This is a genomic window from Flavobacterium sp. 83, from assembly GCF_000744835.1.
GTDB lineage: Bacteria > Bacteroidota > Bacteroidia > Flavobacteriales > Flavobacteriaceae > Flavobacterium.
Genome location: NZ_JQMS01000001.1, coordinates 974799 through 988558, shown reverse-complemented (window position 1 = coordinate 988558; position 13760 = coordinate 974799). Strand labels below are relative to the sequence as shown.

Genomic DNA, 13760 nt, shown 5'->3' with positions numbered 1-13760 from the left:
TGTAAATTTTTTGCAAAGATACAAATTCGATTACTCAATTGGATTATTTGAAAATGAGTTAATGTAAGATTAATCAGTTTGATGATTTTTAACATTTCTTTGTTCATATAAATTATTACTTTTATTGGTTACAACAAACAAAGTTTACGTTTTGGAAAATCAAAATTTTATTTATCAGAAACTGGAAGCTTTTATCCGAAAGTTTTATACCAATGAATTGATACGAGGAATCATTTTCTTTATTGGTTTAGGATTGTTGTATTTTCTATTCACGCTTTTTGTCGAATATTTTCTTTGGCTTAAGCCAATGGGAAGAACGATTTTATTTTGGGTTTTTGTGGGAGTAGAAGTGTACTTGTTGTCCCGATTTATTTTATTTCCAATATTTAAATTATTCAAACTCAAAAAAGGTATTGATTACAATCAGGCTTCGGCTATTATTGGAAATCATTTCACGGAAGTGAGCGACAAGCTGACGAATTTTCTGCAACTGGCGGATTCTGATAACCATCAGAATAAATCTGAATTGTTACTCGCATCAATTGCACAAAAAGCCAATGCGTTACAACCAATCCCTTTTGGCAATGCTATAAACTTTAATACAAACCAAAAATATTTACCGTTAGCATTTATTCCTATTTTGTTTTTTGCTGTCTTTTATTTTTCCGGTAACAGCAATGTGATTTCGCAAAGTTTTAATAGAGTAGTGCATTTCAATTCGGCTTTCTTACCGCCGGCTCCTTTTAAGTTTGTGGTTTTAAATTCAAACCTGCAAACCGAACAAGGAAAAGATTTTATACTTCGAGTTAAAACAGTAGGTAAAGTTGTTCCTGAGAATGCCATGATTTTCATTGGTGACGAAAGTTATTTTATGGAAAACACGAAAGCAGGGGAGTTTGAATTTAAAATTTTAAAGCCTTCTGCAGCTGTTTTGTTCCACGTGGAGGGAAATACTGTTTCTTCATCGGATTATGAATTGAAAGTAATTACGGTGCCGGCGATTGCTAATTTCGAAATGCAATTGAACTTTCCTTCCTACTTGAATAAAAAATCGGAAACAATCAAAGGAAGTGGTAACGCCATTATTCCCGAAGGAACTCGTGTAACTTGGAAAATGGATACCCAAGCAACACAAAAAGTAGATTGGATGGACGGAAAGTCTAATATTCCCTTTTCGAAAACTGAAAATAGCTTCACTTTATCTAAAAATATACTTCAAAATACAGATTATCAAATTCTTACTTCGAATGATAAGGTAAAAAACTACGAAAAACTGAATTATCAGCTTACAATTGTCAAAGATCAGTTTCCAGCAATTACTGTAAACAATGTGCCAGACAGTTTGAAGGCAGTAAGAAACTATGTTTTAGGCCAAATCTCTGATGATTATGGATTGTCTAAACTTCAGATTGTCTATTACGAAAGAAACAAACCACAATCTGCTAAACGTGGAACAATTGCTGTTAAAAAAGCAGCAGTCGATCAATTTGTATTTTCGTTCCCAAGTAATCTTCCAGTTGAGCAAGGAGTGTCGTATGATTATTATTTTGAAGTGTATGACAACGATGCCATTCATTATTTTAAAAGCACAAAATCTTCCGTTTTCTCGAATCGTGTTTCTACGGACGAAGAGAAAGAAGATGAAGTTTTACAACAGCAAAATGATAATATTAATGGTTTAGAGAAGTCCTTAAAAAATCAAGACAAGCAAATAGCCGAAATTGAAAAAATACAAAAAACAGGAAAAGAAAAAGACAACCTTGAATTTAAAGATCAACAAAAAGTAAATGATTTTATCAAACGCCAAAAGCAACAAGATGAAATGATGAAACAGTTTTCGGAGAAAATGAAAGATAATTTAGATAAATTCAAAACGGATGAAAAGGATAAGCTAAAAGAAGAATTGCAAAAACGAATTGATAAAGCCGATAAAGATTTGAATAAGAACCAAAAATTATTGGATGAATTAAAAGAATTGAACGATAAAATTAAAAACGAAGAACTACTTTCTAAGTTAGATAAATTTAAACAAAACAGTAAAAATCAAATTAAAAATTTAGAACAATTAGTTGAGTTGACTAAGAAGTATTATGTAGAAAAGAAAGCGGAACAATTAGGTGATAAGTTGGACAAACTTTCTGAAAAGCAAGATATATTATCCGATGATGAAAAGGAAAACAAATCGGATAAACAAGAAAACATCAATTCAGATTTTGACAAGATTCAAGAAGATTTAAAAGATTTAGAAAAGGAAAATAATGAATTAAAATCACCGATGGATCTTCCTAAAGATGCTGCTAAAGAAAAAAGTATCGATGAAGATTTAAAGAAGGCTTCTGAAGAATTGAAGAAAGACAATAAAGCGAAGGCTAAGCAAAATCAAAAAAGCGCCTCGAAAAAAATGAAAGAGATGGCGGCGAAAATGGCACAAACTTTGGAAGGAAATGAGAAGGAAGAACTGCAAGAGGATGTTGCTATGTTGCGACAGATTCTGGATAATTTATTAGCGTTTTCTTTGTCACAAGAAGATTTAATGAATCAGTTTATAGGGCATAAAGCAGGTTCTCCCGGCTATAATAAAAACATAAAAATCCAGCAGGATTTAAAACAGCACTTCAAACATGTTGATGACAGTTTATTTGTAATGTCCTTAAGAAACCCTAAAATTGCTGAAGAGGTGACTAAAGAAATCGGTAATGTACATTACAATATAGATAAATCGTTAGAGAGTTTATCTGATGCTCAAGTTCCAAAAGGATTATCTCATCAGCAATATTCGATAGCTGCTGCAAATAAATTGGCAGACATGCTTAGCGATATGTTTAACACGATGCAAATGTCATTGTCTGGTATGGGTTCTGGAAAGCCGAAACCGGGTCAAGGACAGGGAATGCAATTGCAAGATATTATTAAAAAGCATGAAGGATTGGGGGAGAAGATGAAAGAAGGAATTAAAAAAGGCCCAAAACCTGGTGATGGCTCAAAAGGGGAAAGCGGTAAAGACGGAAAATCTAGTAAAGGGGAAAGTCAGGATGGAGATGGAGAAGGTGATGCCCAATCTATAATGGAAATTTACAAAGAGCAAAAACAGCTGCGAGAGTCTTTGCAAAATGAACTTAACAAGCAGGGTTTCGGTGGTAATGGGCAAAGTGCTTTGGAACAAATGAAGCAAATCGAAAAGCAATTGTTAAACAAAGGGTTTAAAAACGAAACGCTCCAAAAGATTCTAAATGTGAAGCAGGAATTATTAAAATTGAATACGGCTTTGCAGCAACAAGGGGAAGAAAATAAACGCCAATCAGAAACCAATAAAAAGGAGTTTAATAATCAATCTAATGCACTGCCAGCTGCTTTATTAGATTATTTAAATAGCATAGAAATATTAAATAGACAATCCTTACCTTTGCGCTCGAATTTTAATCAAAAGGTTCAAGAATATTTTAATAAAAAATGATCAATTTTAATTACGAAACCGACTTTACTTTAGACAATGAAGAAGCTGTTGCTTTGTGGCTGTCTAATGTTATTACTTCAGAAAACAAGAAAGAGGGAGAGATAAACTACATCTTTTGCGACGATGAGTATTTGCATAAAATCAATCTGGAATATCTTAATCACGACACATTAACTGATATTATTAGTTTTGACTACACGATGGGGAATGAGTTAAGCGGCGATGTTTTTGTTTCTATCGAAAGGGTAAAAGACAATGCCGTTGATTTTAACGTGCCTTTTGAAGAGGAATTGAAGCGTGTATTAGTTCACGGTGTTTTGCACTACTGTGGATACAAAGACAAAGGTGAGACCGACGAACTTTTAATGCGCAGTAAAGAAGACGAAAAATTAGCACTGTTCCACGTGGAACAGTAAGTCTGTTTTTAATATCAAAAGCCAAAGTGTTTCACGTGGAACATTTTTATATTTAGCAGAATTGACAATGCAATGTTTCACGTGGAACAAAATAAAATAGATTTCAAAATTACAATCCGGAACACAAGTGAAGGATTAAATCATACAAGAAGATGTTTCTAGATGAATATGATGTGATAGTTGTTGGCGCAGGACATGCAGGTTCTGAGGCTGCTGCCGCTGCTGCAAATTTGGGTTCGAAAACTTTATTGGTAACAATGAGTTTGCAGAACATTGCCCAGATGTCATGCAACCCTGCGATGGGCGGAATTGCCAAAGGGCAAATTGTGCGCGAGATTGATGCGTTGGGTGGATATTCTGGAATTGTTTCAGACAGAACTGCTATTCAGTTCAAGATGCTGAACAAGTCCAAAGGACCTGCAATGTGGTCGCCGCGTGTTCAAAGTGACCGTATGCGTTTTGCTGAGGAATGGAGAATGATGCTGGAAGGAACTCCAAACCTTGATTTTTATCAAGAGATGGTAAAGGGGTTGATTATTGAAAACGGAAAAATAAAAGGGATTCGCACTTCGTTAGGAGTGGAGATTCGTTCAAAAGCTGTTGTGTTAACCAATGGAACTTTTCTAAACGGGTTGATTCATATTGGCGAAAAACAATTTGGTGGAGGAAGAGCAGGCGAGAGTGCTGCTTATGGAATTACCGAAGATTTAGTGAATGCCGGTTTTCAAGCAGGAAGAATGAAAACAGGAACGCCCCCGAGAGTCGATGGACGTTCTTTAGATTATTCGAAAATGAACGAAGAAAAAGGAGATGCTAAGCCAGATAAGTTTTCGTATTCAGATGTAACGTCACCGTTGGTTATTCAAAAATCGTGTCACATGACGTATACGTCTCTCGATGTTCACGACATTTTGAGAGAAGGTTTTGATCGGTCTCCGATGTTTAACGGCAGAATAAAAAGTCTTGGTCCAAGATATTGTCCTTCAATTGAAGATAAAATTAACCGTTTTGCTGATAAAGAAAGACACCAATTATTTGTAGAACCAGAAGGATGGAATACGTGCGAGGTTTATGTAAATGGTTTTTCTACATCTCTTCCTGAGGATATTCAATTCAAAGCGCTGCGTTCTGTAGTAGGTTTTGAAAATGTAAAATTTTTTAGACCAGGTTATGCAATCGAATATGATTATTTCCCACCGACACAATTGAAACATACTTTGGAAACAAAGCTTGTTGAAGGATTGTATTTCGCTGGACAAATAAACGGAACAACCGGATATGAAGAAGCAGCTTCTCAAGGATTGATGGCTGGAATAAATGCGCATTTAAAAGTACATGAAAAAGCACCGTTAATTTTAAAAAGAGACGAAGCGTATATTGGAGTTTTAATTGATGACTTAATTACTAAAGGAACAGAAGAGCCTTATAGAATGTTCACTTCTCGTGCAGAATACAGAACGTTGCTTCGTCAGGATAATGCTGATTTTAGATTAACGCCAATGTCGCATGAAATTGGTTTGGCTTCTGAAGCACGTTTGCGCAGAATGGAGCACAAACTAAATGAATCCGAAAAAATGGTGGCTTTCTTCAAAGAAACGAGTGTTTCGATTGCGGAAGCAAATCCTATTTTAGAATCAAAAGATACGGCGCTGATTACTCAGGGAGATAAGATGTTCAAAGTTTTTTCTCGTCCGCAAATTGATTTGGAAGACATCATGAAATTCGAAAAGGTAGCAGCTTATGTTGCGGAGAACAACTTGGATCAGGAGATTTTGGAACAAGCCGAGATTCAAGTAAAGTATTCGGGTTATATTGAAAAAGAAAGAAACAACGCAGATAAATTGACACGCTTGGAAGATGTAAAAATCCCTGAGAATTTTGATTATAATAAAATTAAATCAATGTCAATTGAAGCAAAACAAAAATTAAGCAAGATTCGTCCCGTAACTATTTCTCAAGCATCAAGGATTAGCGGTGTTTCACCAAGTGATGTGTCGGTGTTGTTGATTTATATGGGACGATAAGATCTATAATCTTAAATCAATTTGTTCCACGTGAAACTATGGTGTGAAGCCTAGCTATACTTGAAGAATCACAAAATAAAGAATTTCAACCCTGAAAGTATCAAAGTTTACTTTCAGGGTTTAGTTTAAAAATAAAATTTAAAGCAGCATTAATTGATGGATATTTCAAACAAAAAGCATTTTTTAAACGTTAAAGATTATTCCGTTTCTCAAGAAACATTTGATTTATATCATGACGAAGAATTGGATATGTTAATCACGTATCCACAACCTAGTTTAGAAAACTTAGGGAAGTATTACGAAAGTGTGGATTATATTTCCCATACAGACAGTAAACGTTCTTTGTTTGAAAAAGCGTATCATTTTGTGAAAAGTATTGCACTGAAAAACAAATTGAATTTAATTAATTCTTTGCAACCCAGTAAAGGCAGCATTTTAGATATTGGTGCAGGAACAGGGGATTTTTTATCAGTCGCCAAAGAAAACGGTTGGCATGCTATAGGAGTAGAACCAAGCGATAAAGCTAAAGCGATTGCAAAACAGAAAGGAGTTTCATTTGTTGGAGAAACCAGCGAATTAGAAAGTCATTCTTTTGACATCATTTCGATGTGGCATGTTCTAGAACACGTTCCGGATCTTGACGAGCAACTAAAAGAATTAAAACGATTATTAAAACCAGGCGGAACTTTAATAATAGCGGTTCCAAATTTCAAATCTTTCGATGCTAAATATTACGGAAAGTTTTGGGCAGCATATGATGTGCCGATTCATTTTTGGCATTTTTCGAAAAAGGCAATAAAAATGCTTTTCGAAAAAAAAGAAATGAAATTGGTAAAAGTACTTCCCATGAAATTTGACTCTTTTTATGTAAGTCTACTTTCCGAAAAATACAAAACTGGGAAAATGAATTTTTTTAAAGCCTTTTTTATTGGATTGCAATCTAATTGGGAGGCAACGAGTAAATTTGAGTATTCTTCACACATTTACATCCTAAAAAACAGTTAAAAACTATTTTAAGCTTATTTAAGCAGTCTTTTTAAGGTAATTTGATGTGTTTGTCAGGTTTTAAAATTAATTAGCTTAAATAAAAGATATGAAGCTTGTTTTTAATAGTAACAAATTATACATTTATCAATCATAATAATAAAATCTTATAGCATAAATATTTTGCATTTTTAAAACTTTATGTCAATGCTATCTATTTTTTTATATTTTTGTCAACCATACATAAAACTAGAAATACAACAAAATGAAATCGAAGATTAACCTATACCAAAAAATAAATATTAAAAATATGAGTAAAAAAGCATTAGTAATTATCGCACTTTCAATTTCAATTTCATTTGTATCTTGTAACAAACCAGCAACGGAAGTTAAGGAAGTAAAAACAGCTTACGTAGATACTTCAGTATTGATGAAAGAATATACAGAAGCAAAAGATTTAGAAGCAAAATATAAAGCAAAAACAGAAGAGAAAGGAAGACAACTGGAAGCTGAAATTAATCGTTTCAAACAAGAAGCAGCAAGTTTTCAGGCACAAGCGCAGGCTAACGGTCAAGCATGGGCACAACAAAAAGGAGCTGAATTGCAAAAAAGAGAACAACAATTGGGTGCTGCACAACAACAATTAGCTCAAGAATTGCAACAGGAAAGCGGTAAAGAAATGGATTCGTTGGTTAGCGGTGTAAAAAAATTCATCAAAAATTACGGTAAAGAAAAAGGGTATTCTTATATCTACGGAACAGGCGATGCAGCTTCAATTTTGTATGCTGAAGATAAATATGATATTACAAAAGAGATCATTAAAGAATTGAACGACAAATACAAATCAGCAACTCCGAAAGAAGAAGCTAAAAAATAATTTTTATATTAATTCAAATGAATGCCTTCGTCTAAAGTTTAGATTGGAGGCATTTTTTTTTGAAGCAAATTCCCAGTATTTGCTGTAAACATCGTTCACTGAACTCCAATTAATATAAAAGTATAGTGAAGTAATCCCTCGTTTAGAAAAAATCACTTTCTAAATCTCGAGAATTTCAGCTGCTATCAGAGCTAAAAAACATTGAAATTACGACATAAATTATCTTCCCAAAATTATAATATTAAACCTATTTTCAATACTTTAGCTTTATATATACACGCCTAATGCAAACCATTTCTGAAGCCGCTGCCTACACCTTACGATTCATCAATCAAACCCACCGATCTGTTTTCCTTACCGGAAAAGCAGGAACTGGAAAAACCACCCTTTTACGCGAAATTATCCAAACTACGCACAAGAATACCGTTGTTGTTGCGCCTACGGGAATTGCCGCGTTAAATGCGGGCGGTGTAACGATACATTCCATGTTTCAGTTGCCGTTTGGAGGATTTATTCCCGATAATTCTTCCCCTCAGTTTTCAGAAAGTACGAAATTTGAAACCAAAGCTACTTTGCGCAGGCATTTCAAAATGAGCGGTTTGAAGAAATCTGTGATTCGGAATATGGAGTTGTTGATAATTGATGAAGTCAGTATGCTTCGCGCGGATTTATTGGACGCCATGGATTATATGATGCAAACCGTCCGTAAAAAAAACACTCCTTTTGGTGGCGTTCAAGTATTGTTTATTGGTGATTTATTACAGTTACCTCCTGTAATTCGGGATGAAGAATGGAGAACTTTGAAAACGTATTACAAAGGAAAATTCTTTTTCCATTCCCATGTCGTACAGCAAAATCCACCGTTATATATTGAGTTATCCAAGATTTTTCGCCAGACCGATGATACTTTTATTGCTGTTTTAAACAACCTGCGAAACAACCAAATTTCTCAAGAAGACATACAAACTTTAAATCAATACGTAAAACCGGATTTTGATTTAAAAGCCAATAAAGGATACATTACTTTAACCACGCATAACAACAAAGCGGATTCAATGAATGCACAAGCTTTGCAAGATTTAGAGGGAAAGTTGGTGATTTATAAGCCGGAAATTGTAGGTGATTTTCCTGATAAAATTTTCCCGGTGGAAGAACAGTTGCAGTTGAAGGTAGGCGCACAAATCATGTTTGTCAAAAATGATTTGTCCTTTGATAAAAACTATTTCAACGGAAAAATGGGGATTGTAAAATCACTTTCCAGTCATGAAATTCTGGTTCATTTTCCGGAAGAAAATAAAACGATTGAAGTCGAAAAGTACGAATGGCAAAACATTCGGTATAAAGTAGACGAAATGACCAAAGAAATTGAAGAGGAGGTTTTAGGGACTTTTGTACATTATCCGATAAAATTAGCTTGGGCGATAACAGTTCATAAAAGCCAGGGATTGACTTTTGACAAAGCTGCGCTCGATGTTTCGCAAGTTTTTCTTCCAGGACAAGCATATGTAGCATTATCCCGATTACGCTCGTTAAATGGGCTTATTTTGCTTTCTCCGTTACGTATGAATGGAATTTCTAATGATCAGGATGTGATGGATTATTCACTCAACAAAGCATCGGATTCATTTTTAGAAAATGCGCTGCACTTTGAAACCAAAAATTTCATCCATAATTATCTGATTAACACTTTCGATTGGGGTGATTTGGCTCAGGAATGGCGCAATCATAGATTTAGTTATTCAGAGAAATCAGAAAGTTCAGAGAAATCCAAACATGCGGTCTGGGCCAAAAAGCAAACGGAGGTCATCGAACAACTTTTAGATCCATCCAAAAAATTCATATCTCAATTGAATAAATTATTTAGTCAGGAAACGGCCGATTTAAACCATATTTCAGAAAGAATTCAAGCGGCATTTGGTTATTTTCTGGAGCCAATGGATGATTTAGTTTTTGAAATCCTTTGGAAATTGGAAGAGGTAAAGCGCATCAAGAAAGTAAAAGCGTTTTATGATGAGTTAATCGTTCTGGAAGAATTGCAAACCAAAGCCGTTTTGCGATTAATGAAAGCCAAATTATTGATAGAAACCGTTGTTGCAGGTGAAACCATCTCGAAAGAGAAACTGACTTCATCAGAAATTAAAAACTACATCAGCCGAAAAACGGAAGCCATTCAAAATCAGTTCAAGAAATTAAATATCACTTTGATTGATGATGATAAAGATATTGAGCGTTATACTTCAAAAAAGAAATCAGATACAAAAGAGCCTAAGAAATCTACCGTGCAGGAAACCTATGAATTGTGGTTGGAGAAGAACTCAGTTGCCGAAATCGCTGCCATCAGAAAACTGACGATACAAACTATCGACGGACATTTAGTTAGGCTTATTCAAGCAGGAACCATTGCCATTAAAGATGTTTTACCCGAAGACAAACTACGAGAACTCGCAGAAGCTTTTAGAGGCTATAAAGAGGAATCTTTGAATAATTTGAAGGAACAAGTAGGCGAGAAGTTTACTTGGGATGAATTGAAAATGTTTAAAGCTAGTTTGAATTAAAAGCTAAAAAAAACCTATTCGTTTAAGAATAGGTTTTTAAATTATAGTGATTCAATCAATATCCAAGCTTCGGGATTATGATTTTTTTGAATTTCAGATTGTGCTTTTTGCGCTTCCGAATAAGTAGAATAGCTTCCGTAAAGTACAGGAAATAATCCGTGTTTGTTAGGCGCAATGCGACGGGCTTTGTATCCTAAATGAATTAACTGATTATATGTTTTATTTGCATTTTTCTCTTCTCTGTAAACCCCAGCCATAATGTGGTATGGCATTTTTACTTCCTTAACGGCTGACTTAACGGATAATGTTACTGCAGGAACAGGACTTTTGATAAAAAAAGTAGCTTCTTGAATTTTATTTTGTACTTGTTTTTGAACAGCAGTTTCAACGATAAGAGTTTGTGTTTCTATTTGATTTTGGTAAATAGAATAGCCAATACTTCCTGTAAGACCTAATCCTAGTACTAAAATTGCGGCATATTTCAAATACGGACTTCCTGTTCTTATTTCAGGAATAAATTGAATTGTTTCTTTTTCTTCGATTGCTTCTACTTGTTTTTCGAAGATTTCTCTTTTTACAAGTGGAGAAACAAAAGGTGCTAAACCAAAAGAACTTGCTAAATAATTAGTTTGATCGTAAGGTGTGAATACCAAATTATTATCTGCATTCAAACAAAGATCACCTATGTTTTTTATTGAAAATACGTTGTTTTCTTCTAATGTTTTTTTCCAAGTAAAAACTTCATATTGAATAGCGCTTACGGCATATTCATAAGATGTTTTTTCAGCTTGAGCAATATGATTGGCTAATAATCCATCATTATTCTTTAGATTAGCATTGAAAGAAATCATTTTTTTGGGTGGAGAAAATGAATTCTTGCTTTCATTGAGTTGAGCCGACTGAGTTTCGGTCAAAAAAGCTCCGAATCCAGGAACGGTTACACATTGATAACGGTATAAAAGTTGTGCGATGTAAAGTTCGATTTTCATACTTACAAAGTTATACAACGAAAATAGTTATCAAAATTTTATTCACAATTTTTATTAACAATCCGCTTTATATTTTATACATTTCACTCACAAATGATTAGCATGAAATAGCCATGTTTAATCGTTAGACAAACATAAATAAAGTTTTTTTTTAAACTGGTGTATTCCATATTCCAATAAAAAACAAGTATTATCTGCATATGAAAGAACAAGATTTATTTTATTTATTGGCATTGCAAAGAGTAGAAGGAGTGGGTGATATTATGTCCAAAAAACTGATTACGCATTGCGGAAGTGCCGAAGAAGTGTTCCATACAAAAACTGGACAACTCTCTGCCATTGATGGTGTGGGTTCTATGTTGCTGAAAAATTTTAAGGAGAAATCGGTTTTCGAAAAAGCCAATCAAGAGCTTGAATACATAAAATCCAATGACATTAATGCTGTTTATTTTCAAGATGAAGAATATCCGGAACGGTTGAAACATTGTATCGACGGACCACTTTTGTTATTTACTTCGGGAAATATCAACTTAAAAAACAAAAAGATAATCAGCATCGTTGGAACGCGCCAAATTACATCTTACGGTATAGAATTCTGTAGGAAACTGATAGAAGATTTGGCACCGCTGGATCCCATAATCGTGAGTGGCTTTGCTTACGGCGTTGATATCGTGGCGCATCAACTGGCAATGGAAAACAATTTGCAAACGATAGGCGTTGTTGCGCACGGTTTGAACCAAATTTACCCCAAAACCCATAAAAAGTACGTCGCCAAAGTAGAACAAAACGGTGGTTTTATGACCGAGTTTTGGAGCAGCTCGAATCCAGATAAAGAAAATTTTGTTCGAAGAAACAGAATCGTTGCCGGCATGACCGAAGCCACTATCGTAATTGAGTCAGCCGATAGAGGTGGTTCGTTGATAACGGCTAACATGGCCAATGATTATAACCGTGATGTTTTTGCTGTTCCGGGCCGTGTTACGGACAAATATAGTCAAGGTTGCAACAACCTCATAAAAACCCAAAAGGCAAATGTGCTCACCAGTGCGGCTGATTTGATTTATATCTTGAATTGGGACCTTCAAAAAGAAATTAAACCGGTACAAAAACAATTGTTTGTAACTTTGGAAGAAGATGAACAAAAAGTATATGATTATCTCTTAAAAACAGGAAAAGAGTTAATGGATATTATTGCCTTGCGTTGTGATTTTCCCATTTATAAAATTTCAGGAATGCTTTTGAATATGGAACTCAAAGGGGTAATTAGACCTTTGCCGGGGAAATTGTTTGAGGCGATTTAGTAAAAACCGCAGATACACGGATTAATTAAAATCTACTAATCTGCGGTTGTCATTTTATAAGTTTAAGAATTAAAACTAAAGTCTTAATTAACCTCAAACCCCAATTTTTCTCTCACTCTGTTCAAAACACCATTGGCAACAACGGTCGCTTTTTCTGCTCCTTTTTTGAGTAAAGCGTCTACTTCATCAAGGTTATTGATGTAGTAATTGTATTTTTCTCTTTCGGTTTTGAATGTCTCTGTTATCAATTCAAATAAGGCTTGTTTGGCGTGACCGTAACCGTAATTTCCACCCAAATAATTGGCTCTCATAATGGCTAGTTGTTCTTCATTTGCTAATAAAGAATAAATAGCAAAAGCATTACAGGTATCTGGATTCTTAGGTTCTTCAAGCGGGGTGCTATCCGTTTCAATACTCATCACTTGTTTACGTAAGGCTTTGTCGTCCAAGAAAATATTGATAATATTATTGGCAGATTTACTCATTTTTCCACCATTGGTTCCAGGAATAAGCATGCTGTCTTCTTGAATTTTGGCTTCAGGAAGTACAAAAGTTTCTCCCATTTGGTGGTTGAAACGAGACGCTACATCGCGTGTAATTTCAAGGTGTTGCAATTGGTCTTTTCCTACGGGAACAAACTCGGCATCGTATAATAAAATATCGGCAGCCATCAACATTGGATAGGAGAACAAACCGGCATTTACATCTTCCAGCCTGTCTGCTTTGTCTTTGAAAGAATGCGCTAATGTCAAGCGTTGAAAAGGGAAAAAACAACTCAAATACCATGATAATTCCGCCGTTTGTGGCACATCAGATTGTCTGTAGAAAACTACGTTATCCACATTCAAACCACAAGCCAACCAAGCGGCAGCCGTACTGTAGGTATTTGTTCTTAAAGTTTCCCCGTTTTTTATTTGTGTAATCGAATGTAAATCGGCAATGAAAAGAAACGATTCATTTTCGGGATTATTGGATAATGCTATTGCTGGAATGATTGCGCCAAGTAAGTTGCCTAAATGTGGTGTTCCTGTGCTTTGAACACCTGTAAGTATTTTTGCCATTATGATTTTATTTACCGCAAAGGTTGCAAAGTTTTTCGCAAAGTTCACAAGGTTTTTTAAGTTTTTATAGTATTAAATCGTTTTCAAATTTAATTTTTT

9 protein-coding genes are annotated in these 13760 nt (G+C 34.7%); 7 read left to right on the top strand and 2 right to left on the bottom strand.

Annotated features, from left to right (window positions below; all coding sequences use genetic code 11):
- Positions 1 to 151 precede the first annotated feature (151 nt).
- From T410_RS04295 to T410_RS04270, 6 genes are all read left to right on the top strand, one after another.
- Positions 152 to 3454, top strand: coding sequence for a glutamyl-tRNA synthetase (locus T410_RS04295; RefSeq protein ID WP_035674081.1), 3303 nt, complete (start codon positions 152 to 154; stop codon positions 3452 to 3454).
- Positions 3451 to 3870, top strand: coding sequence for an rRNA maturation RNase YbeY (gene ybeY, locus T410_RS04290; RefSeq protein ID WP_035668958.1), 420 nt, complete (start codon positions 3451 to 3453; stop codon positions 3868 to 3870). Before T410_RS04295 ends, ybeY begins: the two co-directional genes overlap by 4 nt.
- Before the next feature lie 152 nt (positions 3871 to 4022).
- The gene (gene mnmG, locus T410_RS04285; RefSeq protein WP_035668957.1) at positions 4023 to 5894 is read left to right on the top strand and encodes a tRNA uridine-5-carboxymethylaminomethyl(34) synthesis enzyme MnmG; all 1872 of its coding nucleotides are present in this window, start codon (positions 4023 to 4025) and stop codon (positions 5892 to 5894) included.
- Positions 5895 to 6050: 156 nt separating this feature from the next.
- Positions 6051 to 6899 carry a bifunctional 2-polyprenyl-6-hydroxyphenol methylase/3-demethylubiquinol 3-O-methyltransferase UbiG gene (locus T410_RS04280; RefSeq protein WP_035668956.1) on the top strand — a complete coding sequence of 283 codons (849 nt, stop codon included), beginning with the start codon at positions 6051 to 6053 and terminating at the stop codon, positions 6897 to 6899.
- 289 nt (positions 6900 to 7188) lie between these two features.
- Entirely contained in the window at positions 7189 to 7755 is a 567-nt protein-coding gene (locus T410_RS04275) for an OmpH family outer membrane protein (RefSeq protein ID WP_035674079.1), read from the top strand.
- Positions 7756 to 8039: 284 nt separating this feature from the next.
- The gene (locus T410_RS04270) at positions 8040 to 10310 is read left to right on the top strand and encodes a helix-turn-helix domain-containing protein (RefSeq protein WP_035668955.1); all 2271 of its coding nucleotides are present in this window, start codon (positions 8040 to 8042) and stop codon (positions 10308 to 10310) included.
- A 41-nt stretch (positions 10311 to 10351) separates the two neighbouring features.
- Here the strand turns inward: T410_RS04270 and T410_RS04265 are convergent, their stop codons facing one another.
- A complete protein-coding gene (locus T410_RS04265; protein WP_035668954.1) occupies positions 10352 to 11299 on the bottom strand; it encodes an SPOR domain-containing protein in 948 nt (315 codons plus the stop codon).
- 200 nt (positions 11300 to 11499) lie between these two features.
- On the opposite strand from T410_RS04265, the gene dprA reads away from it, so the two are divergent.
- The gene (gene dprA / locus T410_RS04260) at positions 11500 to 12600 is read left to right on the top strand and encodes a DNA-processing protein DprA (RefSeq protein WP_035668953.1); all 1101 of its coding nucleotides are present in this window, start codon (positions 11500 to 11502) and stop codon (positions 12598 to 12600) included.
- Positions 12601 to 12683: 83 nt separating this feature from the next.
- Here the strand turns inward: dprA and trpS are convergent, their stop codons facing one another.
- Positions 12684 to 13661 (bottom strand): tryptophan--tRNA ligase, encoded by a 978-nt coding sequence (gene trpS, locus T410_RS04255; protein ID WP_035668952.1) that lies wholly within the window; start codon positions 13659 to 13661, stop codon positions 12684 to 12686.
- Between the last annotated feature and the right edge of the window lie 99 nt (positions 13662 to 13760).

Coding starts and splice junctions, on each gene's coding strand:
- T410_RS04265 (WP_035668954.1), bottom strand. CDS start 11,299: ATGAAAATCGAACTTTACATCGCACAACTTTTATACCGTTATCAATGT.
- ybeY (WP_035668958.1), top strand. CDS start 3,451: ATGATCAATTTTAATTACGAAACCGACTTTACTTTAGACAATGAAGAA.
- T410_RS04275 (WP_035674079.1), top strand. CDS start 7,189: ATGAGTAAAAAAGCATTAGTAATTATCGCACTTTCAATTTCAATTTCA.
- mnmG (WP_035668957.1), top strand. CDS start 4,023: ATGTTTCTAGATGAATATGATGTGATAGTTGTTGGCGCAGGACATGCA.
- dprA (WP_035668953.1), top strand. CDS start 11,500: ATGAAAGAACAAGATTTATTTTATTTATTGGCATTGCAAAGAGTAGAA.
- trpS (WP_035668952.1), bottom strand. CDS start 13,661: ATGGCAAAAATACTTACAGGTGTTCAAAGCACAGGAACACCACATTTA.
- T410_RS04280 (WP_035668956.1), top strand. CDS start 6,051: ATGGATATTTCAAACAAAAAGCATTTTTTAAACGTTAAAGATTATTCC.
- T410_RS04270 (WP_035668955.1), top strand. CDS start 8,040: ATGCAAACCATTTCTGAAGCCGCTGCCTACACCTTACGATTCATCAAT.